General features: G+C 71.3%; 26 protein-coding genes and 1 riboswitch. Of the genes, 21 read left to right on the forward strand and 5 right to left on the reverse strand.

Annotated elements, in window-relative coordinates; genetic code table 11:
* Nucleotide 1 precedes the first annotated feature (1 nt).
* The 13 genes from pyrF to rpe all read left to right on the forward strand — a co-directional run bounded on the left by pyrF (nucleotide 2) and on the right by rpe (nucleotide 12509).
* A complete protein-coding gene (pyrF, locus tag AC1DWR_RS14955) occupies nucleotides 2–856 on the forward strand; it encodes an orotidine-5'-phosphate decarboxylase (protein WP_477612714.1) in 855 nt (284 codons plus the stop codon).
* Between the two features lie 240 nt (nucleotides 857–1096).
* Entirely contained in the window at nucleotides 1097–1414 is a 318-nt protein-coding gene (mihF, locus tag AC1DWR_RS14960; RefSeq protein ID WP_179420118.1) for an integration host factor, actinobacterial type, read from the forward strand.
* A complete protein-coding gene (gene gmk, locus AC1DWR_RS14965) occupies nucleotides 1411–1995 on the forward strand; it encodes a guanylate kinase (protein WP_477624725.1) in 585 nt (194 codons plus the stop codon). The genes mihF and gmk overlap by 4 nt, the downstream gene beginning before the upstream one ends.
* Before the next feature lie 67 nt (nucleotides 1996–2062).
* Nucleotides 2063–2326 (forward strand): DNA-directed RNA polymerase subunit omega, encoded by a 264-nt coding sequence (rpoZ, locus tag AC1DWR_RS14970; protein ID WP_140737392.1) that lies wholly within the window; start codon nucleotides 2063–2065, stop codon nucleotides 2324–2326.
* 41 nt (nucleotides 2327–2367) lie between these two features.
* On the forward strand, nucleotides 2368–3627 hold the full coding sequence (gene coaBC / locus AC1DWR_RS14975) for a bifunctional phosphopantothenoylcysteine decarboxylase/phosphopantothenate--cysteine ligase CoaBC (RefSeq protein ID WP_477612716.1): 1260 nt from the start codon (nucleotides 2368–2370) through the stop codon (nucleotides 3625–3627).
* A gap of 82 nt (nucleotides 3628–3709) precedes the next feature.
* On the forward strand, nucleotides 3710–4930 hold the full coding sequence (gene metK, locus AC1DWR_RS14980; protein ID WP_477612717.1) for a methionine adenosyltransferase: 1221 nt from the start codon (nucleotides 3710–3712) through the stop codon (nucleotides 4928–4930).
* A gap of 26 nt (nucleotides 4931–4956) precedes the next feature.
* A complete protein-coding gene (locus tag AC1DWR_RS14985) occupies nucleotides 4957–7005 on the forward strand; it encodes a primosomal protein N' (RefSeq protein ID WP_477612718.1) in 2049 nt (682 codons plus the stop codon).
* Between the two features lie 89 nt (nucleotides 7006–7094).
* On the forward strand, nucleotides 7095–7640 hold the full coding sequence (gene def, locus AC1DWR_RS14990) for a peptide deformylase (RefSeq protein WP_477612719.1): 546 nt from the start codon (nucleotides 7095–7097) through the stop codon (nucleotides 7638–7640).
* The gene (fmt, locus tag AC1DWR_RS14995) at nucleotides 7640–8578 is read left to right on the forward strand and encodes a methionyl-tRNA formyltransferase (protein WP_477612720.1); all 939 of its coding nucleotides are present in this window, start codon (nucleotides 7640–7642) and stop codon (nucleotides 8576–8578) included. The genes def and fmt overlap by 1 nt, the downstream gene beginning before the upstream one ends.
* Nucleotides 8571–10109, forward strand: coding sequence for an RsmB/NOP family class I SAM-dependent RNA methyltransferase (locus tag AC1DWR_RS15000; protein ID WP_477612721.1), 1539 nt, complete (start codon nucleotides 8571–8573; stop codon nucleotides 10107–10109). The genes fmt and AC1DWR_RS15000 overlap by 8 nt, the downstream gene beginning before the upstream one ends.
* Nucleotides 10110–10114: 5 nt before the next feature.
* Nucleotides 10115–10675, forward strand: a complete 561-nt coding sequence (locus AC1DWR_RS15005) for an N-acetyltransferase family protein (protein WP_477612722.1) — start codon at nucleotides 10115–10117, stop codon at nucleotides 10673–10675.
* A 42-nt stretch (nucleotides 10676–10717) separates the two neighbouring features.
* Nucleotides 10718–11770 (forward strand): LLM class flavin-dependent oxidoreductase, encoded by a 1053-nt coding sequence (locus AC1DWR_RS15010; RefSeq protein WP_477612723.1) that lies wholly within the window; start codon nucleotides 10718–10720, stop codon nucleotides 11768–11770.
* 82 nt (nucleotides 11771–11852) lie between these two features.
* Nucleotides 11853–12509, forward strand: coding sequence for a ribulose-phosphate 3-epimerase (gene rpe, locus AC1DWR_RS15015; RefSeq protein WP_477612724.1), 657 nt, complete (start codon nucleotides 11853–11855; stop codon nucleotides 12507–12509).
* A 43-nt stretch (nucleotides 12510–12552) separates the two neighbouring features.
* Here rpe and AC1DWR_RS15020 read toward each other — a convergent pair whose 3' ends face one another.
* On the reverse strand, nucleotides 12553–13983 hold the full coding sequence (locus tag AC1DWR_RS15020) for an HNH endonuclease signature motif containing protein (RefSeq protein WP_477624726.1): 1431 nt from the start codon (nucleotides 13981–13983) through the stop codon (nucleotides 12553–12555).
* 214 nt (nucleotides 13984–14197) lie between these two features.
* Nucleotides 14198–14326: riboswitch (FMN riboswitch) on the forward strand.
* A 121-nt stretch (nucleotides 14327–14447) separates the two neighbouring features.
* Here AC1DWR_RS15020 and ribD point away from each other — a divergent pair.
* From ribD to AC1DWR_RS15060, 8 genes are read left to right on the forward strand one after another with little or no spacing between them, the layout of a single operon-like run.
* Nucleotides 14448–15473 (forward strand): bifunctional diaminohydroxyphosphoribosylaminopyrimidine deaminase/5-amino-6-(5-phosphoribosylamino)uracil reductase RibD, encoded by a 1026-nt coding sequence (gene ribD, locus AC1DWR_RS15025; RefSeq protein WP_477612726.1) that lies wholly within the window; start codon nucleotides 14448–14450, stop codon nucleotides 15471–15473.
* Complete coding sequence (locus AC1DWR_RS15030) at nucleotides 15473–16075, forward strand: riboflavin synthase (RefSeq protein ID WP_477612727.1); 603 nt, start codon at nucleotides 15473–15475, stop codon at nucleotides 16073–16075. The genes ribD and AC1DWR_RS15030 overlap by 1 nt, the downstream gene beginning before the upstream one ends.
* Nucleotides 16072–16776, forward strand: a complete 705-nt coding sequence (locus AC1DWR_RS15035) for a nicotinamide mononucleotide transporter family protein (protein ID WP_477612728.1) — start codon at nucleotides 16072–16074, stop codon at nucleotides 16774–16776. The genes AC1DWR_RS15030 and AC1DWR_RS15035 overlap by 4 nt, the downstream gene beginning before the upstream one ends.
* On the forward strand, nucleotides 16773–17999 hold the full coding sequence (locus AC1DWR_RS15040; protein ID WP_477612729.1) for a bifunctional 3,4-dihydroxy-2-butanone-4-phosphate synthase/GTP cyclohydrolase II: 1227 nt from the start codon (nucleotides 16773–16775) through the stop codon (nucleotides 17997–17999). Before AC1DWR_RS15035 ends, AC1DWR_RS15040 begins: the two co-directional genes overlap by 4 nt.
* On the forward strand, nucleotides 17996–18481 hold the full coding sequence (gene ribH, locus AC1DWR_RS15045; RefSeq protein WP_477612730.1) for a 6,7-dimethyl-8-ribityllumazine synthase: 486 nt from the start codon (nucleotides 17996–17998) through the stop codon (nucleotides 18479–18481). The genes AC1DWR_RS15040 and ribH overlap by 4 nt, the downstream gene beginning before the upstream one ends.
* Nucleotides 18478–18741 (forward strand): phosphoribosyl-ATP diphosphatase, encoded by a 264-nt coding sequence (locus tag AC1DWR_RS15050; protein ID WP_477612731.1) that lies wholly within the window; start codon nucleotides 18478–18480, stop codon nucleotides 18739–18741. The genes ribH and AC1DWR_RS15050 overlap by 4 nt, the downstream gene beginning before the upstream one ends.
* Before the next feature lie 14 nt (nucleotides 18742–18755).
* Nucleotides 18756–19601, forward strand: a complete 846-nt coding sequence (gene hisG, locus AC1DWR_RS15055) for an ATP phosphoribosyltransferase (RefSeq protein ID WP_477612732.1) — start codon at nucleotides 18756–18758, stop codon at nucleotides 19599–19601.
* A complete protein-coding gene (locus AC1DWR_RS15060; RefSeq protein ID WP_477612733.1) occupies nucleotides 19598–20107 on the forward strand; it encodes a PH domain-containing protein in 510 nt (169 codons plus the stop codon). The genes hisG and AC1DWR_RS15060 overlap by 4 nt, the downstream gene beginning before the upstream one ends.
* Nucleotides 20108–20112: 5 nt before the next feature.
* On the opposite strand, the gene AC1DWR_RS15065 is transcribed toward AC1DWR_RS15060, so the two are convergent.
* The 4 genes from AC1DWR_RS15065 to AC1DWR_RS15080 form a co-directional block, all read right to left on the reverse strand.
* A complete protein-coding gene (locus tag AC1DWR_RS15065; protein ID WP_477624727.1) occupies nucleotides 20113–21309 on the reverse strand; it encodes an MFS transporter in 1197 nt (398 codons plus the stop codon).
* 23 nt (nucleotides 21310–21332) lie between these two features.
* A complete protein-coding gene (locus AC1DWR_RS15070; protein WP_477612735.1) occupies nucleotides 21333–22451 on the reverse strand; it encodes an FUSC family protein in 1119 nt (372 codons plus the stop codon).
* Between the two features lies 1 nt (nucleotide 22452).
* A complete protein-coding gene (locus AC1DWR_RS15075; RefSeq protein ID WP_477612736.1) occupies nucleotides 22453–23028 on the reverse strand; it encodes a DUF5655 domain-containing protein in 576 nt (191 codons plus the stop codon).
* Nucleotides 23029–23091: 63 nt separating this feature from the next.
* Nucleotides 23092–23673, reverse strand: coding sequence for a nucleoside/nucleotide kinase family protein (locus AC1DWR_RS15080; protein WP_477612737.1), 582 nt, complete (start codon nucleotides 23671–23673; stop codon nucleotides 23092–23094).
* Nucleotides 23674–23684 lie beyond the last annotated feature (11 nt).

The raw sequence follows: 23684 nt of genomic DNA on the forward strand, positions 1-23684 counted from the left end.
CATGACGGAGCTGACGTTCGGACAAAGGCTGCGCGGGGCGATGGACTCCCGTGGCCCCCTGTGTGCCGGGATCGATCCCCACCGCGCCCTGGTCGAGTCGTGGGGGCTCGGATACGACGTCGACGGACTGGCCGCCTTCACGGACACGTGCGTCGAGGCCTTTGCCGGACACGTCGGGGTGGTGAAGCCGCAGTCGGCCTTCTTCGAGGTGTTCGGGTCGCGAGGGGTCGCCATCCTGGAGCGCGCCATCCTCGCGCTGCGTGAGGCGGGCACCCTCGTGATCCTCGACGCCAAGCGAGGCGACATCGGCTCGACCATGGCGGCCTACGCCGAGGCCTATCTCGGCAAGGACGCCGTCGCGCCCGCCGATGCCGTCACGGTGAGCCCCTACCTGGGGTTCGAGTCCCTGCGGCCCGCCCTGGACCTGGCGGCCCAGACCGGCAGGGGCGTCTTCGTCCTGGGCCTGACGTCCAACCCCGAGGGTCGCTCCGTGCAGCACGCCCGGCTGCGGGACGTCAGCGTCGCCGAGTCGATGGTGGCTGGTGCGGCCGGTGAGAACGCCGCCGCCCGCGAGCGCGGCGAGCTGGGCAGTGTGGGGCTCGTGGTCGGGGCGACGGTCGGCTCTGCCGTCCAGGAGCTCGGTCTCGACCTAGCCGGGGCCACGGCACCGCTCCTCGCGCCCGGGGTCGGCGCCCAGGGCGGCACGAGCGAGGACCTGCGGCGCGTGTTCGGGGACGCCCTGCCCAACGTGCTGCCCGCCAGCAGCCGCGACGTCCTCAACGCCGGACCGGACGTGGCAGCCCTGCGTGACCGCGCCATGGGCACGAACGACTCCTTGGCCGCCCTCCTGCAGTGAGCTTTCCCGCGAGCACCGCTCCGAGCTTTTCCGCACTGCGTCCCGCACCGAGTCCCGCACTGAGCTGCCCGCGCTGAGCACGGCGCTGGACGCACCGAGCTTCGCCGAGAACGCTGAGGTCAGGCCCTGTGACCGGCGCCATGGAGCCTCGAGGGGAAACCCGGCCTCGCGGTTGCTAGAGTCGGAAGACATCACCCAGACACGAACCCGTGCCGACCCGCTTGCGCAAGGAGTACCACCGTGGCCCTTCCCCCGTTGACCCCGGAGCAGCGTGCGGCGGCCCTCGAGAAGGCTGCCGTGGCCCGCCGCGAGCGAGCTGCGGTGAAGAACCGGCTGAAGTACGCCCAGGGTTCGCTCAAGGAGGTCATCGCCGACGGCAAGGCCAACGAGGTCGTCGGCAAGATGAAGGTCTCCGCGCTGCTCGAGTCGATGCCCGGGGTGGGCCGGGTCCGTGCGCGCCAGATCATGGAGGAGGTCGGCATCTCCGAGAGCCGCCGCGTCCGTGGCCTGGGTGCCAACCAGATCTCCGCGCTGCTCACCCGCTTCGACGAGGCGTGAGCCGACGCGCTTCCGTCGGCGAGGACCGCCCCCGGCGGCTCGTCGTCCTCGCGGGTCCCACCGCCGTGGGCAAGGGCACCCTGTCCGCCCACGTCCGCGACAACTTCCCCGAGGTCTGGCTCTCGGTCAGTGCCACTACCCGCAGCCCGCGCCCGGGGGAGGTCGAGGGCGTCCACTACCACTTCGTCGACGAGGCCGAGTTCTCGCGGATGGAGCAGGCCGGAGAGCTGCTGGAGTCGGCGGTCGTGCACGGTCGCAACCACTACGGGACGCCGCGCGCTCCGGTGGAGCGGGCGCTGCGCGAGCACAGGATGGCACTGCTCGAGATCGACCTCCAGGGCGCCCGCCAGGTCCRGGACACCATGCCCGAGGCCTTGTTCGTCTTCCTCGCCCCACCCAGCTGGGACGAGCTCGTGCGCCGGCTGGTCGGTCGCGGCACCGAGGACGCGGAGGAGCGGGGCCGTCGGCTGGACACCGCGAAGGTCGAAATGGCCGCCGAGGACGAGTTCGACGTGACCATCGTCAACGACGACGTTCGTCGTGCGGCGGAAGAACTCGTATCATTGATGCGATCGCACTGACGCCCGGCGTCAGAAGCTGAGCCAACCGTCCAGAAGCTGAGTCAGTCCAATAGAATTGAGTACCCCCGTGTCTGGAACCGTCGCCAACCCGATCGGCATCACCAACCCGCCGATCGACGACCTGCTCACCAAGGCCGACTCCAAGTACGCCCTGGTGATCTACTCGGCCAAGCGCGCCCGCCAGATCAACGCGTACTACAGCCAGCTGCAGGAGGGCCTGCTCGAGAACGTCGGCCCGCTCGTCGACAGCCAGGTCCACGAGAAGCCGATGTCGATCGCCCTGCGCGAGATCAACGAGGGCCTGGTCATCTCCACGCCGATCGAGAGCTGAGCCCGGACGCGGGCCGGACGAGAGCAGGGGACAGGGGCGCCATGGCGCGCATCGTCCTGGGGGTCAGCGGCGGGATAGCGGCCTACAAGGCCTGCTCGCTGCTGCGCCTGTTCACGGAGGCGGGGCACGACGTCACCGTCGTGCCGACCGAGTCGGCCCTGCAGTTCGTCGGAGCCCCCACGTGGGAGGCCCTGTCGGGCAAACCCGTGCACACCGGGGTGTGGGACTCGGTGCACGAGGTGCCCCACGTCCGCCTGGGGCAGACGGCCGACCTGGTCGTCGTCGCGCCCGCCACCGCCGACCTGCTCGCGAAGGCCGCGCACGGTCTGGCCGGCGACCTGCTCACGAACGTCCTGCTGACCGCGCGCTGTCCCGTGGTCATGGCGCCGGCGATGCACACCGAGATGTGGGACCACGCAGCCACCCAGGCCAACGTCTCCACCTTGGCCGAACGCGGCATACACATCATCCCGCCCGCGTCGGGGCGCCTCACCGGCGCCGACACGGGCCCGGGCCGCCTCCCCGAACCCGAGACCTTGTATGCCGTGTGCGAGCGGATCCTCGCCCACCCCGAACCCCACACCCATCGTGGGACTCCCGCTACGACCTCCGAGCTCGCCGGTCGCAGGGTCGTCATCACGGCCGGAGGCACGCGAGAGCCGATCGACCCGGTGCGGTTCCTCGGGAACCGCAGCTCGGGCAAGCAGGGCTACGCCCTCGCCGCCGTGGCGGCCCGCCGCGGAGCCACGGTGACCCTGCTCGCCGCGAACACGTCCTTGCCGGCACCGTCGGGAGTGACCATCGTGCCGGTGTCCACCGCGCTCGAGCTCCAGGCGGCGGTGGAGGTGGCTGCCAAGGACGCCGACGTCGTGGTGATGGCCGCAGCGGTGGCCGACTTCCGACCGGCGCACTACGTGGACGCCAAGATCAAGAAGACGTTCGGTGCGCCGGGCGCTCCCGAGCCGGAGTCGGCGCCGACCATCGAGCTGGTTCGCAACCCCGACATCCTCGCCGGTCTGGTGGAGTCGCGAGGCGAGGAGGCCAGCCCTGTCATCGTCGGGTTCGCCGCCGAGACCGGCGACGACCAGGCCGGGGTCCTCGAGCACGGCCGCGACAAGCTGGCCCGCAAGGGGTGCGACCTGCTCGTCGTGAACGAGGTGGGCGCCGACAAGACCTTCGGCCAGGACGACAACACCGTCCACATCCTGAGGCAAGGCTCCAGCCACGTCACCGAGGCGGGACCGGCCTCCAAGGAGCTGGTCGCCGCCGTAGTGTGGGACGCCGTCCAGGAGATCCTCTGACCTAGGTAGACTCTCGGGGTCGCGCGGCCAGTTGCCGCCGCGCCCAGCATCGTCAGCATTCGCTGCTCCAAAGGAGAAATGAGTGTCCGCTCGCCTGTTCACGTCCGAGTCCGTCACCGAGGGCCACCCGGACAAGATCTGTGACCAGATCTCCGACGCGATCCTCGACGCCATGCTCGACCAGGACCCGGGCAGCCGAGTCGCGGTCGAGACGATGGTGACCACCGGGCTGGTCCACGTCGCCGGCGAGGTCACCACCGAGGCCTACGTCGAGATCCCCAAGATCGTGCGCGACACGGTGCTCGGCATCGGCTACGACTCCTCCACCAAGGGTTTCGACGGCGCTTCCTGCGGTGTCGAGGTCTCGATCGGCCAGCAGAGCCCCGACATCGCCCAGGGCGTCGACACGGCGTACGAGAACCGCACCGGTGGCGTCGACCCCCTCGACAAGCAGGGCGCGGGCGACCAGGGCCTGATGTTCGGCTACGCCTGCGAGGACACCGCCGAGCTGATGCCGCTGCCCATCCACCTCGCGCACCGGCTGGCCGAGCGCCTCACCACCGTGCGCAAGAGCGGCGAGGTCGCCTACCTGCGCCCGGACGGCAAGACCCAGGTCACCATTGGGTACGACGGCGACAAGGCCGTCCGGCTCGACACCGTCGTCCTGTCCACGCAGCACGCCGAGGACATCTCGCTCGACGGACTGCTCCAGCCCGACATCATCGAGCACGTCATCAAGCCCGTCCTGGCCGAGCTGGCCGACGAGGGCACCGAGCTCGACCTCTCCGACTACCGCACCTTGATCAACCCGACCGGCAACTTCGTCATCGGCGGCCCGATGGGTGACGCCGGCCTCACCGGTCGCAAGATCATCGTCGACACCTATGGCGGCATGTCCCGCCACGGTGGCGGCGCGTTCTCCGGCAAGGACCCGTCGAAGGTCGACCGCTCAGCCGCCTACGCCATGCGCTGGGTCGCCAAGAACGTCGTCGCCGCAGGGCTGGCCCGTCGCTGCGAGGTTCAGGTCGCCTACGCCATCGGCAAGGCCCAGCCTGTCGGCCTCTACGTCGAGACGTTCGGCACCGAGAGCGTGCCGGTCGACACGATCCAGGCCGCGATCTCCAAGGTCTTCGACCTGCGCCCGGCCGCGATCGTCCAGGACCTCGACCTGCTGCGCCCGATCTACAAGCCGACGGCTGCCTACGGCCACTTCGGCCGCACGCAGGCAGGGCACGTGGAGAACCCCTTCACGTGGGAGCGCACCGACCGCATCGACGCCCTGCAGAAGGCCGTCAAGGACTGACGGCACCCTCCGCTAGGTTCGCTCCCGTGAGCGGACAGGAGGGCGAGACCGAGCAGCTGGAGCTGATCCGCTCCGCGCTGCCACGGACCCGCACGCCTCGCACCGAAGCCACCGCGTCCACCGACCCGGTGGCTTCGGTCGTCGTCGACACGGGTCTGGCCCACCTCGACCGGCCCTTCGAGTACCTCGTGCCCGAGGCGATGGCCGACACGGCACTGCCCGGCACCCGCGTCAAGGTGCGCTTCGCCGGTCAGGACCTCGACGGTTTCGTCGTCGCGCGGGCGGCTGCCGCCGAGCACGAGGGCCGGCTCGCGCCCATCCGGCGCGTCGTGTCGCCGGAGCCCGTGCTACGCCCCACCCAGCTCCGAGTCGCCACTGCCGTCGCGACACGCTGTGCGGGCTCGCTCGGTGACGTGCTCCGGCTCGCGGTGCCCCCACGGCACGCAGCAGCCGAGAAGGCCCTTGCGCTGGAGCCCCCCACCCCTGACCCCCTTCCCCACGTGAGCGGTCCGGGAGGCGCGTGGGGCAGGTATGCCGCGGGGCCGGCATACCTGTCGCGGCTGGCCGCGGGGGAGTCGCCGGCGGCGTCGTGGCTGGCAGTGCCCACCACCGACCCGACGCAGGACTGGCCGTCCGCCCTGGCGGCCGCTGCGGCGGCGACGCTGGCGGGCGGGCGGGGAAGTGTCCTCGTGGTGCCGGACCACCGCGATGTCGGGCGCGTGGACGCCGCCCTCACCCAGGCGCTCGGCCCGGGGCGACACGTGCGGCTGACGGCCGACCAGGGACCACAGGCGCGCTACACCGCGTGGCTCAAGGTGCTGCGTGGGCACGTGTCCGTGGTCGTGGGCACCCGGGCCGCCGCCTTCGCGCCGGTGCGCGACCTCGGGCTCGTCGCGTGGTGGGACGACGGCGACGACCTGTTGGACGAGCCCAGGTCGCCCTACCCCCACGTCCGTGACGTGCTCCTCACGCGCGCCGACGTCGAGGGAGCCGCGGTCCTCTCGGGAGGGTTCACGCGCACCGTGGCCGTCCAGCGACTCGTCGACACCGGCGAGCTGCGGACCATCACGGGAGGTGGCCTCCGCGGAGCTGCCCCCCGCGTGCAGGTGGCCGGCGAAGGCGTCGAGATCGAGCGGGACGCCGCGGCGGCTTCGGCACACCTGCCTTCCATCGCCTGGCGAACCGCCAAGGCTGCCCTCGAGTCCGGCCCGGTCCTCGTGCAGGTGCCCCGCCGCGGCTACGTCCCCTCGCTGTCCTGCCAGACCTGTCGCACTGCCGTCCGTTGCGCCCACTGCGCCGGCCCCGTCGCCCTGCGCTCCAGGCAGGCCGAGCCGGCCTGCCGCTGGTGTGGGCGAGGAGTGGGACGGTTCGAGTGTCGGCACTGCGGCGGCCGCGAGCTGCGCTCGTCGGTGGTCGGAGCACGGCGGACGGCCGAGGAGCTGGGCAGAGCCTTCCCCGGCGTGCCCGTGCACACCTCTGGAGCCGGTGCCGTGCTCGACCGCGTCGCTGCGGTCCCTGCCCTCGTCATCGCCACACCGGGTGCCGAACCCGTGGCCGAGGGGGGGTATGCCGCGTGCCTGCTCCTCGACGCGTGGGCCAGTCTCGACCGCCCCACCCTGGACGCGGGGGAGGAGGCGTTGCGTCGCTGGGTGGCCGCTGGTGCCCTCACACGCGGTGCGGCGGCAGGAGGCCAGGTCGTGCTCTGTGGGGCACCCACCCACACGACGCTGCCCGTCGTCGAGGCCCTGGTGCGTTGGGACCCCGCCTGGTTCGCAGCCCGTGAGCTCGCCGAACGCCAGGAGCTCTCCCTGCCCCCCACGGTGGCGATGGCGGCCCTGACCGGGGACCGTCGCGCTCTCGAGGCCGCCCTGCGGCTTGCTCACCTGCCGGCCGAGGTGGACCAGCTCGGTCCGCTGCCGGTGGCTGACGACGCGGTGCGGATCCTGCTGCGAGCCCCGCTCGAGCAGCGCCCCGCCCTGGCCGCAGCTCTGGTGGCGATGAAGGCGGTGCGCAGCGCCCGCAAGGAGAAGGCCAGCATCCAGGTCCGGATGGACCCGCGCGACCCCGCCACCTGATCCGCGTTCCAACGGCCCTGCGGACGCGGCATACACTGACAGCCCCTTTTCGCCCGCCCAGCCATGCTCGTCCAACCACAGGAACAGCGTTGTCGATCCAGAACATCCGCCTCTTCGGTGACCCCGTCCTGCGCACGCCGGCCGAGCCCGTCGTCGACTTCGACCGCGAGCTGCGTCAGCTGGTCAAGGACCTGACCGAGACGATGATCGACGCCCCCGGAGCGGGACTCGCCGCACCCCAGATCGGGGTGGGGCTGCGCGTGTTCACGTACTGGGTCGACGGCGAGCTGGGCCACCTGGTCAACCCTGACCTCGACCTCTCGAGCGAGCTCCAGGAGGGCGAAGAGGGCTGCCTGTCGTTCCCCGGCCTGAGGTTCGAGACACCGCGGGCGCTGCGGACCGTCGCCAAGGGCTTCAACCAGTTCGGTGAGCCCGTGGTGATCGACGGCTCTGAGCTGCTGGCTCGGTGTCTGCAGCACGAGACCGACCACCTCGACGGGATCCTGTTCATCGACCGGATGGACCGCGAGCAGCGCAAGGCGGCCATGAAGGCGATCCGTGAGGCGGAGTGGGCCGGTGGCGACACCCCCGTCGTCAAGGTCAGTCCGCATGCCACCTTCGGCCGGGGGATGTGATGCGGCTGGTCTTCGCCGGCACGCCCGAGCCCGCGGTGCCGTCGCTCGACGCCCTGATCGCCTCCCCCCACGAGGTCGTCGCCGTGGTGACCCGGCCCGACGCCCGAGCCGGCCGCGGCCGAGGTGTGGTGAGGTCGCCGGTGCGCCAGCGAGCCGAGGAGCTCGGCATCGAGGTGCTGACCCCGCACCGTCCGCGCGACCCAGACTTCCTCGAGCGACTGCGCGCACTGGCGCCGGATGCGTGCCCGGTGGTGGCCTACGGCGCCCTGATCCCGCAAGCGGCCCTGGAGATCCCGCTGCACGGCTGGGTCAACCTGCACTTCTCCCTGCTGCCCGCGTGGCGGGGGGCCGCACCAGTGCAGCACGCCGTGATGGCCGGCGACGAGGTGACCGGGGCCTCGACCTTCCTCATCGAGACCGGCCTCGACACCGGGCCGGTCTTCGGGCTGATGACGGAGCGGATCCGCCCGCGTGACACCGCCGGGGACCTGCTCGGCAGGCTTGCGGAGGGGGGTGCGGGCCTGCTCGTCGCGACGTTGGACGGCATCGCCGACGGTGCCCTGACTCCCGTGCCGCAGGCGGTCGACGGGGTCTCGCTCGCGCCCAAGATCGAGGTCGAGGACGCACGGGTGCGCTGGGACCGACCGGCCGTCGCGGTGGATCGCCAGGTGCGTGGGTGCACCCCCGCGCCGGGCGCGTGGTCCACCTTCCGTGGCGAACGGGTCAGGCTGCTGCCCGTCCACCCCGACGAGGGTCATGTCGGGCCACAGCTTGCCCCGGGAGAAGTCGCCGCCGGGAAGCGCGAGGTCCACGTGGGCACCGCCAGCGGGCCGGTCTGCCTCGGTGAGGTGCGACCGCACGGCAAGAAGCAGATGGCCGCGGCCGACTGGGCGCGAGGGGTCCGCATCGACGCAGGAGAACGGTTCGACCATGAGTGACCAAGCACCACGCGGACCTCGTCGGGACGACGATGGTGGTCGCCGCAACGCGAAGGGTCGTCAACGCCCCGAGCGGACGCACGGCGACAGCCAGCGATCGGCGCAGCGGCCCAGCGAGCGCAACCGCAGCAGCGACCCCCAACGCCTCGCGGCCTACACAGTCCTGCGAGCCGTCGCCGAGGGCGCCTACGCCAACCTCGAGCTCCCGAAGGTGTTGCGCGACAGGGGGATCAACGGCCGGGATGCCGCGTTCACGACCGAGCTCGTCTATGGCGCGGTGCGGATGCACGGGCTCTACGACCCCATCATCAGCGTTGCGGCAGGACGACCCGTGACCAAGATCGACCCCAATGTCCTGGACACCCTCCGGCTCGGCGCCCACCAGCTGCTGGGCATGCGGGTGCCGACCCACGCGGCGGTCGACGAGACGGTGGCGCTGGCGCGCAAGGTCAACGGCGCCGGAGCGGCAGGTTTCGTCAACGCAGTCATGCGCAGGATCAGCGAACGTGACCTCGAGGCCTGGCTCGCGGAGGTGGTGCCGGCCGACGACCTGACTGCCCGGTTGGCCGTCGAGCAGTCGCATCCGGAGTGGATCGTCAAGGCGCTGCGTGCCGCCCTGCTCGGTCATGGCGCCGCGACCGCCGACACCGTGGACGCGGAGCTGACCGCCTTGGTGACGGCGGACAACGCTGCCGCGAAGGTGTCTCTCGTGGCCCGACCGGGACTGGCCACCGTGGCCGAGCTCGTGGGCGCCGGCGCCTCTGCCTCGCGGCTCTCACCCTGCGGTGCGGTCCTCGACGGAGGTGACCCGGGCGGCATACCCGCGGTGCGTGAGGGGCGTGCAGCGGTCCAGGACGAAGGTTCGCAGCTCGTCGCCCTGGCACTGGCGGCGGTGCCCGTCGAGACCGAGGGGACCGAGCAGTGGCTCGACCTGTGCGCCGGCCCCGGGGGCAAGGCGGGGCTGCTCGCGGGTCTGGCCATCGAGGCGGGCGCCGACCTCACCGCCAACGAGGTCAGCGAGCACCGCACCGAGCTGGTGCGCCAGACGCTGCGTCCCGCGATCGCGCGCGCGACGGAGGCGGGCCGCACCGTCACGGTGCGGACGGGAGATGGTCGGACGATCGGCGAGGACGAGCCGGACCACTACGACCGCGTGCTGGTCGACGCTCCGTGCACCGGTCTGGGTGCCCTGCGTCGACGCCCCGAGGCGCGGTGGCGGCGCACCACGGCCGACCTCGCCGACCTCGGCAAGCTCCAGCGCGAGCTGCTTGCCTCCGCCATCGACGCGACGGCGCCCGGGGGAGTCATCGCGTACGCCACGTGCAGCCCCCACCTGGCCGAGACGTCGTTCGTCGTGGGAGACGTGACCAAGCGCCGGTCGGATGTCGAGCTGCTCGACACGCGTGACTTCGTCCGCGACAGCGACGGCGCCGTCGTGGACATCCCAGGCACGGGTGCCACGGTGCAGCTGTGGCCACACCTGCACGGCACGGACGGCATGTTCCTGGCGCTGTTGCGCAAGAAGGGGTGAGCCGGGTGACCGGTCCCGCGGACCGCGGCGGCAGAGCCACGGTCGCCCATGTGCCGGTGACGCTGCGCCCGATGCTCGTCGAGGACGCGCCGGGTGTGGGGGCCATGCACCACCAGGCATGGGTCGACACCTATGCCGCCGTTCTGCCGGAGGACTACTTCTCCACGTGGACCGTCGACGCCGCCGTCGAACGCTGGCGCGGCCTCTTGGCTGCCCCGACGCCGACCGGCACCAGACGCCTCGTGGCGGTCGAGCAACACGCCAAGGGCGAGGCGATCTGCGGGCTGGTCGCAGCCGGGCCCTCCCGAGACCCGGCCGGGCGACCCGACCACGTCCGTCCGGCGGAGCTGTGGGCGCTCTATGTCAAGGCTTCGCGACACGGCACCGGTTTGGGCCAGCGGCTCCTCGACGCGGTGCTCGAGCGGCAGGATCCCGCGGAGCTCTGGGTCTTCCGCGACAACCCGCGAGCGCGCGCCTTCTACGTCCGGAACGGCTTCGCGCCGGACGGTGCGACGTTCGTCGACGACCGCTTCCCCGACCTCCCCGAGATCAGGATGGTCCGCTGACCCCACCGGAATAGCGCACGGTGGCAGCCGGTTGGCCCACAGGTGAGCACACCTGCGCTGTCCGTCCTCGACCTCGTCCCCGTCCGCAGCGACCAGACCACGGGGGACGCGCTGGCCGCGACCCGGTCGCTGGCGCGGGTTGCGGACAGCCACGGCTACCGCCGCTACTGGCTGGCCGAGCACCACAACATGCCCGCGGTGGCGGCGACGAACCCGCCGGTCCTCATCGCGATGGTGGCCGCCGCCACGGAGCGGATTCGCGTCGGCTCGGGCGGCGTCATGCTGCCCAACCACGCACCACTGGTCGTGGCCGAGCAGTTCGCCCTGCTGGAAGCAGCGCACCCGGGGCGCATCGACCTCGGGATCGGACGTGCCCCCGGCACCGACCCGGTGACCAGCTACGCCTTGCGACACGGCGCAGGCGGGGTCGACCAGGACGCGGTCCAGCGGTTCCCTCAGTACGTCGACGACGTCATGGCCCTGATGTCCCCCGAGGGCGTCGGCATCAGGGTCGGCGGCGACGTCCACCCCTTGCACGCCACTCCCCGGGCCGCCTCGGCACCCGACGTCTGGCTGCTCGGGTCTTCCGACTACTCGGCGCGCCTGGCGGCGGAGCGCGGCCTGCCGTACGTCTTCGCCCACCACTTCTCGGGGCGCGGCACGGCAGCAGCCCTCGACCTCTACCGCGGGGGCTTCAGGCCCTCCGCCGCGCATCCGGAGCCACGCACCTTCCTCACGGTCAACGTCGTGGTGGCGCCCAGCCAGGTCGAGGCCGAGCGACTCACGCTGCCGAACCTGGCGTCGATGGTGGCGCTGCGGACCGGCGGTCGACTTGCCCCGCAACTGCTCGTCGAACAGGCGGAGGAGGCCGGGATCGCGGACGGGCACCGCGATCTCGCCACCGAGATGCGTGGGCGTTGGGTCGTCGGCACTCCCGACGTCGTCGCCGAGCAGCTCACCGCCCTCGCTGCCGAGTACGACGTCGACGAGGTGATGGTCCACCCTGTCGCCGGAGCCATGAGCGGCACCCCCGCGGCCCTCGCACCGGCTCGCGAGGCGACGTTGGCGCTGCTGGCAGACGCGTTCGGCCAGTAGGTCGCATCCGCGTCCCCCACCTCCGCCGCCCCCGACGACGCCCGCCCCGTCGCCGCGTTCGCGGGCGGATACAGTGTCGGCCGTGCAGATCTCGCCGAGCATCCTTTCCGCCGACTTCGCGAACCTCGAGAGCGAACTGGGCCGCATCGCCAACGCCGACTGGGCGCACGTCGACGTGATGGACGGCCACTTCGTGCCGAACCTCACCCTGGGGCTCCCTGTCGTCGAGGCCCTCGCGAAGGTGAGCCCGATCCCGCTGGACTGCCACCTGATGATCGACGACCCCGACCGCTGGGCCCCCATGTATGCCGAGGCGGGCGGCGCGTCCGTCACGTTCCACATCGAGGCCGCTCGCGACCCGCGCGCCCTGGCGAAGAACCTCCGCGCCCTGGATGTCAGGGCGGGCATGGCCATCAAGCCGGGCACCCCCTTCGCGCCCTACGAGGACCTCCTGCCCGACCTGGACATGGTGCTCGTCATGACGGTGGAGCCCGGTTTCGGCGGGCAGTCGTTCATGGCCGACCAGATGCCGAAGGTGGCCCAGGTGCGCGAGGCGGTGCGGCGCCTCGGTGGCGAGGTCTGGGTGCAGGTCGACGGGGGAGTGTCGGCCAAGACCATCGAGCAGTGTGCCGAGGCAGGTGCCGACGTGTTCGTCGCGGGATCGGCCGTCTACGGCGCCGAGGACGCAGCTGCCGCGGTGGACGAGCTGCGCGCCCTGGCGGCGACGCACGCCCACTGAGCAGACCGGCATACTCGTCGGTCCCGGCCGTGTCCTGGGGCCGTCAGCCGGACTCGTCCCAGCGGCGGATCGCGTCGAAGGGGTCGCGCTCGATCACTGCTGGCCCGGCGGGGGACCTCTCGGCTGCGCCTGAGACAACACGCAGTCGCGGCGTGAAGGTGTCCTCGAGCTCGCGATCGGAGGGAATCTCGATCTCAGCCCAGCGAGCTCGTTCCCCCGACGGTGGTCGGTAGGTCGTGACCCTGTCGTCGCACTCGCGCGAACCCTCGTCCGGTGGGGCGAGCTCGTCAGGCCCTGGCGGTCGCAACTGTGGCCCGTAGCGATTCACTACGACGAGCCCATCGTGGCGAGTCGGGTCTCCTGTGACGCTGAAGTCCCCGCGATCGATGGCGTCGTGGTGGAACGGACAGAGGCTGATCTGGTTGTCGTCGTCTGTGGCGCCACCGTGGGCCCAGTCGTCGAGGTGGTGGATCTCGACGAACCGGGTTGCGGTGCATCCTGGAAACCGGCATCCGCGGTCGCGGTCCTCGATCAGCCTGCGTGAGCGCCGGGGGAGGATGCGCATCGTGCGGCCGACGCTGATCGGTCGCCCCTGCGTCTCCCACACTGGCTGGAGCGCGCCGTCCGTGAGGAACCGCTTGACGAGCCGCGTCGGGATGGCGCCCCCGCCGTTGATCCAGGCGCCGTCCGTGTCCAGGTGGAGGTAGACCCTGTAGTGGCTGGCGCGGCTCGTGGAGGCAACGCCGGCCAAGGACCGCTGCGCGACCTCCGCGAGGCCATCCGCGTAGGTGGGTTGAGGGGCTGCAGGCGGGTCGCCGTCCCGCTGCTGGAGGAACAAGGCGTCCTTGGCCTCCTTGACGGCCTGTTCGACGAGCGCCCCGATCGTCGCGGGCGCGCTGTAGCGGAGCTGGAACCGGCCATCTCGGTCGTAGTGCATGGACAGCTCTGGCTTGGCACACGCACGACGCTCAGACTCGCCTTGCGGGCCGCTCGGATGGTCGAGCGCGACAGGATCCGCAGACACCCCGGGGGACGCGGACTCCACCTCGGTCGCAGGGTCGCGGAACGCGTGTCGGCTCACGGCGCGGCGCAGCTGCGGCACCGTGGCGTGCCGAGCCAGGTGGGTCATCGACGCCTGGTGGCTGGCGGGCACGTGGTGAGCCACGACGGCAGCCGCATCGAGCGACAGCTCACCAGCGCTCACCGCCGCGGCTGCATCCGGCAGCTCCGCGCGGCGTCGGGCCACCGCGACGACGTCGCGGGCGTGCGCGGGGGACAGGCCGGCTCGGACGATCAGGTAGTGCTCGGGGGAGCGGAAACCGCCGTCGCCCCAGTGCCCACCCTCAATCAGCTTCGCGACGATGTCGACCAGCTCGGCGTGGGCCCGGTTGAGCCGCCCAGCCACCATTGCCGTGCGGGTCCAGAGGTCCTGCTGGACCTCCTCCCGCTGCGTGGCGATAGCGCTGACCGACATGGCTCAATCGTACACCTGTTCGAATGGCAACGACAAGACCATCCACAACCAATTCTGTTGTGGCGCAATCCATTTCGCGGCCCTACCCATGTCAGAGGTAAGTGGTAGAGGCTCAGGCAGAGCTGGCAAGTGTTCTCCTGGCTGCCCCCTTCGTGAGGACCGTCACGCGGACGGGACGGCGCGCACCCACCCGTGCTGAGGCATACTGGACAGTGACGTGCTCCGGGGTCGGTGTAATTCCGAACCGGCGGTGACAGTCCGCGACCCGACCGCAGCCAGCGGCCGGTTGACTGGGTGGAACTCCCAGACCGACGGTGAAAGTCCGGATGGTAGGCAGCACGCGACAGCGGGACCAGTGGGTTCGCAGTGCGGCAGTTGCCGACCCTGCGTTCCGACCCTCGCCAGCAGGCCCGCCTGCACACCCCCGGAGCTCAGCCGACACGGTTTCGAGCAAGGGCAGGACAGTGGCAGAGCACTCCGCGACAGACACGGCGATGATGCGTCGTGCCCTGGGGCTGGCTGCCCATGGCCCCCGGGCCAACCCCAACCCACGCGTCGGGTGCGTCCTCGCGGACGCCGCCGGCGACGTCGTGGCCGCCGGCTGGCACCGCGGCGCGGGGACGCCCCACGCCGAGGCCGACGCCCTGAGCGCCGCGGGGGACCGCGCGGCGGGGTGCACGGCCTACGTCACCCTGGAGCCGTGCAACCACAGCGGGCGGACCCAACCCTGCGCGGCGGCCCTGCATGCCGCGGGCGTGGCTCGGGTGGTCTATGCCCAGACCGACCCCAACCCGGCCGCCGCGGGTGGGGCCAAGTGGCTGCGCAGGAGGGGTGTCAAGGTCGAAGGCGGCCTGCTGGCCGACGAGGCACAGGCCCTGAACGCGACGTGGACCCATCTGGTCACCACCGGGCGCCCGTGGGTGACCTGGAAGCTCGCGACCACGCTCGACGGTCGCAGTGCGGCGGCTGACGGGACCAGCCAGTGGATCACCGGCGAGGCCGCCCGGGCCGACGTCCACGAGCAGCGCTCCCGCAGTGGGGCGATCCTCGTGGGGACCGGCACGGCGCTGCTCGACAACCCACAGTTGACCGCGCGACGTCTCGACGGCTCGCTCTACCCCGAGCAGCCGATCCGGGTGGTCATGGGCGAGCGTGACCTCCCGCCGGACGCCCGTGTGCTCGACGACGCGGCTCCCACCTGGCAGCTGCGGACGCGCGACCCCAAGGACGTCCTGTCGGCGCTCGCCGAGGCCGAGGTGCACCACCTCTGGCTCGAGGGGGGTCCCACCGTCGCGGCTGCGTTCATGGCGGCCGACCTGGTCGACGAGCTCGTGGCCTACGTCGCGCCCGTCCTGTTGGGGCGCGGCCGCCCGTCGGTCAGCGACCTGGGGATCACGTCGATCGACCATGCGCTCCGCCTGCAGCCGACCGACATCACCCTGATCGGCGACGACGTGCGGATCACGGCATCACTGAAGGGGGCTCGCTGATGTTCACGGGAATTGTCGAGGAGCTCGGCCGGGTCGTTGCCCTCGACGCGGGTGCCGACTCGGCCCGACTGACGGTGGCCGGACCACTCGTCACGTCCGACGCCGAGCACGGCGCCTCCATCGCCGTCAACGGCGTCTGCCTGACCGTCGTGGAGCACGACTCCGAGCAGTTCACCGTCGACGTCATGGCCGAGACCCTCGACCGCAGCAGCCTCGGCACCCTCAGCGCCGGCGACCCCGTCAACCTCGAGCGCGCCATGGCAGCCTCGAGCAGGTTCGGCGGCCACATCGTCCAGGGCCACGTCGATGGCACGACCCGGATCCTCGCGCGAACGCCGGGGGAGCGGTGGGAGGTCGTGCAGTTCGGCCTGCCGAACGCCCTGGCCCGCTACGTCGTCCAAAAGGGGTCGATCACCGTCGACGGCGTCAGTCTCACGGTCTCCTCCGTCGACGACGCGACGTTCAGCGTCTCGCTGATCCCCACCACCCTCACCCTCACCACGTTGGGACACAAGGAAGTTGGCGACACCGTCAACCTCGAGGTCGATGTCCTCGCCAAGTACGTCGAACGCCTGCTCACCTCCAAGGAGACCTCCGCATGAACATCTTCAGTCGGCTCTACGAGGCGCACCTGACGATCGCCGGCCACCCCATCACGTGGCGCGAGATCGTCGGCAACGCCTTCGGCTTCGCCTCCGCCATCGGCGGGTTGCGACGACGAGTCTGGGCCTGGCCGATCGGCATCGTCGGCAACGTGCTCCTGTTCACCGTCTTCATCGGTGCGACCTTCGACGCACAGGCGCAGCAGCCGTTGTTCGGCCAGGCCGGCAGGCAGGTCTTCTTCATCCTGACCAGCGTCTACGGGTGGTGGCGGTGGACCGAGCAGCGCAAGGCACGTCATGACCTCTCCGCCGCCGCGATCACGCCGCGCTGGGCCACGCTCCAGGAGCGGGTGGCATACCTGGTCGCGGCCGCCGCGGGCGTGCTGGTCTTCCAGTGGGTCTTCTCCGTGATCGGAGCCGGCTGGCCGGCGCCACGCTGGTACTTCTGGTGCGACGCCTGGATCTTCGTCGGTTCGATGGTCGCGACCTACGCGATGGCCCGCGGCTGGAACGACTTCTGGCTGGCGTGGATCGCCGTCGACCTCGTCGGTGTGCCCCTGCTCTGGCACTCGAGGTACTACCCGACAGCCATCCTGTTCGTCGTCTACGGAGGCTTGGTCGTCTACGGCTTCTTCGTCTGGCTCAAGGCTTCCCGTGAGGAGCGCGACCCCGCTCCCGAGCTGAGTGAGGTGTCGGCATGATCGGTCTGGCCACCGTCGAGGCGGCCCTCGCGGCGCTGCGCGAAGGGCGTCCGGTGCTGGTCACCGACAGCGAGGACCGCGAGAACGAGGGCGACGTCATCCTCGCCGCCCAGACCCTGACGGACGAGTGGCTGGCCTGGACGATCCGCCACACCAGTGGCTACGTCTGCGCCCCGATCACCAGCGAGGCAGCGGACCGGCTCGGGCTTCCGCTGATGGTCGCCGACAACCGTGACCCGCTGCGGACTGCGTACACCGTGACCATCGACGCCGCGGCGGGCGTGACCACGGGCATCAGTGCCGCCGATCGGGCGCAGACCATCCGGCTGCTGGCAGACCCGTCGTCGACGACCGAGTCGTTCGTGCGTCCCGGTCACGTGATCCCGTTGCGTGCCAAGCCTGGCGGGGTGCTGGAGCGGCCCGGTCACACCGAGGCAGCCGTCGACCTCTGCCGGCTCGCTGGGCTCGCGCCCGTCGGCGCGATCGGCGAGCTCGTCAACGACGACGGCACGATGATGCGCCTGCCCGAGGTGCTGGCGACCGGGGCGGTCACCAACCTCCCCGTCATCACCATCGAGCAGCTGATCGCGTGGCGGCAGCTGCACGACCGCGTCGAGACCCTCGCTGAGACGACCCTGCCCACCCGGCACGGCGACTTCTCGGCGATCGGGTTCCGCGACAAGCTCACCGGTGACGAGCACGTGGCGCTGATCAGCCCGCGCGGTGCCACCGGGCCGAACCCGCTGGTGCGACTGCACTCCGAATGCCTCACCGGTGACGCCTTCGGCTCCCTGAGGTGCGACTGCGGGCCACAGCTCGAGCGATCCATGGAGCGGATCGCCGCCGAGGGCGGTGTGCTCGTCTACCTGCGTGGACACGAGGGCCGTGGTGTGGGGCTCGTCTCGAAGCTTCAGGCCTACGCCCTGCAGGACGCCGGCCTCGACACCGTCGACGCCCAGCTCGAGCTCGACCTGCCGATCGACGGCAGGGAGTATGCCGCCGGCGCGGCCATCCTCAGCGCGCTCGGTCTCGGTGCGGTCCGGTTGCTGACCAACAACCCGGCCAAGGTCGCGGCGTTGCAGGGATACGGGATCGAGGTCGCGGCCGTCGAGCGCCTCTCGATCGCGCCCAACCCCGCCAACCGTGCGTACCTGCGGACCAAGCGCGATCGGATGGGGCACGACCTCGTCGTTGACGCGAGCGACCAGGGAGCCAGCGCGTGAGCGGTCACGGCGCGCCTGCCCTCACCGCCGACGGGTCAGGCCTGCGAGTCGCCATCGTGGCGGCCTCGTGGCACACCGAGGTCATGGACGGCTTGGTCGCAGGCGCCCAGCGTGCCCTCGCCGAGGCGGGGGTCGAGGACGTCCTGCTCGTCCGGGTGCCGGGCACGGTCGAGCTGACCGTGGCCTGCGCGCGTCTCGCGCCCGCACACGACGCACTCGTGGCCCTCGGCGTCGTGATCCGCGGCGGCACACCGCACTTCGACTACGTCTGCTCGGGGGTCACGCACGGGCTGGCGCAGGTCAGTGTCCGCACCGGGGTCCCCGTCGGGTTCGGGGTGCTCACGTGCGATGACGACGCCCAGGCACTCGACCGTGCCGGGCTGTCCGGATCCAGTGAGGACAAGGGGCACGAGGCGGCGATGGCCGCGGTGGCGACCGCGGTCACCCTCGGCACCCTTGCTCCCCGTACCCTTGGCCCGTGAAGACTTTCGACGATCTGTATGCCGAGCTGGCCGAGAAGGCGGTGAGCCGACCCGAGGGCTCGGGCACCGTGCGCGCGCTGGACGCCGGCGTGCACGAGATCGGCAAGAAGATCGTGGAGGAAGCCGCCGAGGTCTGGATGGCTGCCGAGCACGAGGGCAAGGACCGCGCGGCGGAGGAGATCAGCCAGCTGCTCTACCACCTCCAGGTGCTCATGGTCGCTTCCGACATCACCCTCGACGACGTCTACGCACACCTCTAAAGGACTTCACGGACATGCTGCGAATTGCTGTGCCCAACAAGGGTTCCCTGTCCGAGCCCGCGGTCGAGATGCTGCGCGAGGCGGGTTACCGCACCCGTCGTGACACCAAGGAGCTCGTCCTCACCGACGCGGACAACGAGGTCGAGTTCTTCTACCTGCGTCCCCGTGACATCGCTGTCTACGTCGGGTCCGGCACCGTGGACTGCGGTGTCACCGGCCGCGACCTGCTGCTCGACGCCGGCAGTGCGGCGATCGAGGTCATGACGCTCGGCTTCGGGGGTTCGACCTTCCGGTATGCCGCGAAGCCCGGCACCTGCGCGAGCGTCGCCGAGATCTCCGGTCACCGGGTCGCGACGAGCTATCCGGGGCTCGTGGGGAAGCACCTCGCCGACCAGGGAGTCAGCGCTGAGGTGGTCCGTCTCGACGGCGCGGTCGAGACCGCCATCACCCTGGGCGTCGCCGACGTGATCGCGGATGTCGTCGAGACCGGCACGACGTTGCGGCAGCAGGGGCTCGAGGTCTTCGGTGAGGAGATCCTGCGCAGCGAGGCCGTCCTCATCCGTCGCGAGGGCTCTCACGAGACAGCCGCGGTGGACGTGCTGCGTCGTCGCCTCACCGGGGTGGTCACGGCGCGTCACTACGTGATGCTCGACTACGACGTCCCCGTCGACCTCGTCGAGGCAGCCTGTGCCATCACCCCCGGACTGGAGTCGCCCACCGTCTCAGCCCTCCAGAACAAGGAGTGGGCCGCCGTGCGGGCGATGGTCCCGCGAGTGCGGACCAACGCCATCATGGACGAGCTCTACGACCTCGGGGCGCGGGCGATCCTGGTGACCGACATCGCTGCCTGCCGGTTGTGACCACCGTGACCCCGTCGGGTCGGGCCGCCAGCGCGGACGAGCAGGCAGCCTTTGCGGTCTTCCGGGCGCGACGGGGACGGTCCGTCGCCTATGCGTTCGCCGCTGCCACCCTCGTGGTCTTCGGCGTGATCGCGCTGCTGCTGCCCGGGCCGGCGCAGGGTGGGACGTGGCGCACCGGTGACAGGATCTTCTTCGCCGCGGTCGGGGTCGCGATCGCAGTGCTGCTGTGGCGGTTCGCCTCGATCAGGGCGGTCCCGACGCGCGACTCCCTGACCGTCCGCAACCTCTTCACCACCCGCACCGTGGCCTGGCGCGAGATCGTCGACGTGAGGTTCTCGGGTGGCGACCCGTGGGTGACCATCGCCCTGTCCGACACCGACACGGTGGCCGTCATGGCGATCCAGAAGGCGGACTCGGGCTTCGGGCGCGCCGAGGCCGGCCGCCTCGCCGCCCTCGTCCAGGCCCTCGGCCCCTCGGCCACCAGTCCCGACGTGACCCTGGACTGACTCGGTCAGTCGACCTTGCGCAGCCCTGGCCGGAGCAGCGAGGAGAACGCGACCTGGCCGAGCATGAGGACGGTCAGCGCACCCCAGACGGCCGTGAAGGACCCCGACACGTCCCGGACCGTTCCCATCATCGCCGGCCCGAACGAGGCGACCGTGTAGCTGACGAAGAAGGCCATCCCCGCCAGCCGCCCGCTGGCAGCAGGAGTGCCTGCGTAGTCGACCATGAGCACCAGCCCGAGCGCGAAGGACGCGCCTTGGCCGAATCCCAACACCGTGGCCCAGACCCACGGGGCTGCCGTAGGTGCGAGCCACAGCCCGGACTGTCCCAGGAGCCCGAGCACGGCCGCCGACAAGAGCAGCACCCGGCGGTCGGTGATCTTGTCGGTCAGCGCCGGTGCCGCGAGCCCGGACACGAGCTGGGCGGCTGTGAAGACCGAGAGAAGATAGCCCGCGTGGGTCGGGTCCCAGCCGCGCGCGGTGTACGACGGGGCGAGCCAGGCCAGCGTGGAGTAGAACTCGACGGACTGCACCGCGAGGTAGCCCGCCACGAGCCAAGCGGTGACGTGTCGCCAGGGCAGCCCGACGGGGGCCAGCACCGACGGGTTCGCCGCACGGTGCCGGGCGTGCCCCGTCAGGACCGGCACCCACGCCAGGACCCCCACGAGGGCGAGGACTGACCACGATCCCAGCGCGGCCTGCCACGATCCCACCCACCCCTCGAGCGGCACCGACAACGCGGAGGACGCACCGGCGCCACCCATCATCGCCAGCATGTAGAGACCAGTGACGAGCCCGGCCCGCTCAGGGGGGAACAGCTCCTTGACCAGGCCCGGGAGGAGGGTGCCGCCGATGGCGATGCCTACGCCCGCGAGGAAGGTCCCGGCATACAGTGGCCACGTGGCGCCGCCTGCGAAGCGCAGCGCCAGCCCCACGGCCACGGATGCGATGGACAGCTCGATGGAGGCCGCTGCGCCGAGGCGGGCGGCGATCCGTTGCGCGAAGGGCGCGAACAGCCCCATGCACAGGACCGGCAGGGTGGTGAGCGCGCCGAGGGCTGTGTTGGACAGGCCGAGGTCGCCCGCGATGGACTCGGTGAGTGGCGGGACGCTGGCCATGGCGGTGCGCAGGTTGGCAGCCACCGCGACCAGGGCCAGGGCCATCAGCCAGACGGGGGGCAGGTGGGGGCTGGGACGGGAAGACATCGCCGTCAGTCTCGCAGCCCCGCTCAGTCCTCCTGCCGTCCGGTCGACATCGACTCGGGCACCAGGTCACGAGCCTGCGTGAGCGGCATGCCGGTGAGCATCAGCAGGTCGACCACCATCGACCGGATCTGAGCGCGCATCACCTCGCCGGACAGCCCCGCCGACGCGTCGATGACGGCGCTGGCCTCACCGATCCGTTGCAGCCCGACCCGCGCGTTGGTGGGGAGTCGACGTTCGCCGAGCTCATGGGCGATGTCCTCGCTCGTCTCGGCGAGGGCATCCAACAGCCGCAGGTATGCCGTGGGGACCTCTTCCCCACGCCAGGTCGCGATCGCGGCCCGGCGGACCAGGACTCGCAGGTTGCGGATGGCGCGGTCGAGGGGTTCGAGCAGGTCGGCGATGGCCTGCACGCCGGGGAGGTGGCGCCGCCTGAACGGTGAGAGCCGGACGACCGCCACCCCCTCGGCGGACAACGTCCTGGCCTCGTCGAGCATCGACTCTGAGTCGCGGGCGCGGGCGAGCGTGGCCGAGGCGAGGTCGGCGTCGTGCTCCCTCAGCGAACGCGCCGTGTCGGCGAGGATCTCGCCGATCTCGTGGACCACCAGCGCGGCCTGCTGTCGCGGTTTGCGCAGCGGGGCAGCCGGGGCGACCAGGGTGAAGAGCAGGGCCACGACCCCTCCGACGACGGCGTCGAGCCAGCGGGTGAACGCCTGCCCGGACCCGGCCACCAAGGTGGTGACGATGACGGACTGCACCCCGGCCTGGGTGATGAGCAGCATCCCGGCGCCGAGGAGGGCGGCGACACTCATCGCGAGCACGACGACGACCACGATCTGCCAGAACCCGGACCCGAAGAAGTGGACGAAGACGTCGCCGACGAAGACGCCGACCGCCACGCCGATCATCACCTCGGTCACTCGGCGCAGTCGCTGGCCGAACGACATCCCCAGGGAGATCATTGCCGTCACCGGGGCGAAGAAAGGCCGGGTGTGGTGCAGGACCGAGCTGGCCACCCACCAGGCGGTGGCCGCGCCGAGGCCGCACTGGACGATGAAGAACATCCGGCTGAGCAGCCGGTCGGTGCGGGCGCGCGCCTCCCTTCGGGAGCGGGCGGCGGCGCGGGCGAGGTCGGCGCTGGGCACGTCAGCCGTTCTGGCGGTAGGCCGCCTCGAGCAGGGGCTCCAGCGAGCGGAGGTCGTCCTCGTCGGCATCGGCGGCCAGGTGGAGCCAGTGGGTTGCCTGCGCGAAACCCCTCGCGGGAGACAGGCGTTCGTCCTCAGGGGGGCTCCCGCGGAAGCGGAACCCCACACGCACGGTCCCGCGCGGACCTGGGGCGACGGCGACGAACTGGGTCTTGCGGATGACCGGGATGTAGGTGCCTCGCCCCTCGCGCCTGGCGTCCTCGCCGAGGGCTTCGGCCAAGGTCATGACAGCGTCGTGGATCGCACGCAGGTGCGCCTTCGACCCGCTGTAGAGCGCATCCGTGTAGGCGTCGACGTCCGGACGCTGCCAGCCCGCACCGGTGGCAGCGGCATCCGCGATGGCCCACTGCGAGTTCTGCGGGACGCCGTGCACCTCCTTGAGCCAGGCGCGGACGGCCCGCTGGTCCAGGGGGTCGGGGCCGGACTCACGCACCAACGCCACCCACTCGTCCAGCGAACGACCAGTGCGTTCCTCCATGGAGGTCGTGACGGCCGCCATCATGTCTGCCGGTTCCATGCCCCGATTATGTATGCCGCGTGCTCACCGCGGCGTCGAGGACGGTCGACGGAGCTGGGACGGTCAGCGACTGAGCTGCTGCCGCCGGTCCAGGGTCGTGTCGAGATAGAGGTCGGCCCGCTCCCAGGTGCGGTCCGCCTCGTAGAGGCGGCGTTCCTGGACGGCCCAGCCGTCCCAGAACTGGGCGAAGACGGCGTCGCGGGCGATGCCTCTCGCCTTGCGCACGGACTCCTCGGCCTCGACCCACACCAGGACGGATGCCGCCTTCCCGGCCGGGAGGGCGCCCGCCCCGCACCCCTCGAGGACCACCACCTCCGACGACGGCAGCTGCACCCACTCGGCATACCGGTCGGTGGCCCAGTCCCACCGCCGGTAACGGGCCGGGTGGCCGAGCGTGAGCGGCCCGACGATCCACTCCTGGACCCGCTGCGTGCCGGCACGCAGCCCGCCCCAGCCGGGGTAGAGGTCGTCCATGTGCAGGGTGGGCGCTGCGAGGGCGGCCGCCACAGCGCTCGCCAGGGTCGTCTTGCCGGCGCCGCTGGGTCCGTCGATGCAGATGAGGTGTGTTGTGCCACAGAGTGCTTCGCTGGCATCGACCAGCGTGACGATGACCGCGACTGCTTCCGTTATCTGGTCGCTGGGCATGTGTTCCAGAC

It is taken from the genome of Pedococcus sp. P2_E2 (genome assembly GCF_056403955.1).

Coding starts and splice junctions, on each gene's coding strand:
- AC1DWR_RS15000 (WP_477612721.1), top strand. CDS start 8,571: ATGAGTGACCAAGCACCACGCGGACCTCGTCGGGACGACGATGGTGGT.
- AC1DWR_RS15020 (WP_477624726.1), bottom strand. CDS start 13,983: ATGTCGGTCAGCGCTATCGCCACGCAGCGGGAGGAGGTCCAGCAGGAC.
- AC1DWR_RS15040 (WP_477612729.1), top strand. CDS start 16,773: ATGATCGGTCTGGCCACCGTCGAGGCGGCCCTCGCGGCGCTGCGCGAA.
- pyrF (WP_477612714.1), top strand. CDS start 2: ATGACGGAGCTGACGTTCGGACAAAGGCTGCGCGGGGCGATGGACTCC.
- AC1DWR_RS15075 (WP_477612736.1), bottom strand. CDS start 23,028: ATGGAACCGGCAGACATGATGGCGGCCGTCACGACCTCCATGGAGGAA.
- AC1DWR_RS15080 (WP_477612737.1), bottom strand. CDS start 23,673: ATGCCCAGCGACCAGATAACGGAAGCAGTCGCGGTCATCGTCACGCTG.
- AC1DWR_RS15035 (WP_477612728.1), top strand. CDS start 16,072: ATGAACATCTTCAGTCGGCTCTACGAGGCGCACCTGACGATCGCCGGC.
- hisG (WP_477612732.1), top strand. CDS start 18,756: ATGCTGCGAATTGCTGTGCCCAACAAGGGTTCCCTGTCCGAGCCCGCG.
- fmt (WP_477612720.1), top strand. CDS start 7,640: ATGCGGCTGGTCTTCGCCGGCACGCCCGAGCCCGCGGTGCCGTCGCTC.
- coaBC (WP_477612716.1), top strand. CDS start 2,368: ATGGCGCGCATCGTCCTGGGGGTCAGCGGCGGGATAGCGGCCTACAAG.
- AC1DWR_RS15030 (WP_477612727.1), top strand. CDS start 15,473: ATGTTCACGGGAATTGTCGAGGAGCTCGGCCGGGTCGTTGCCCTCGAC.
- AC1DWR_RS15065 (WP_477624727.1), bottom strand. CDS start 21,309: ATGTCTTCCCGTCCCAGCCCCCACCTGCCCCCCGTCTGGCTGATGGCC.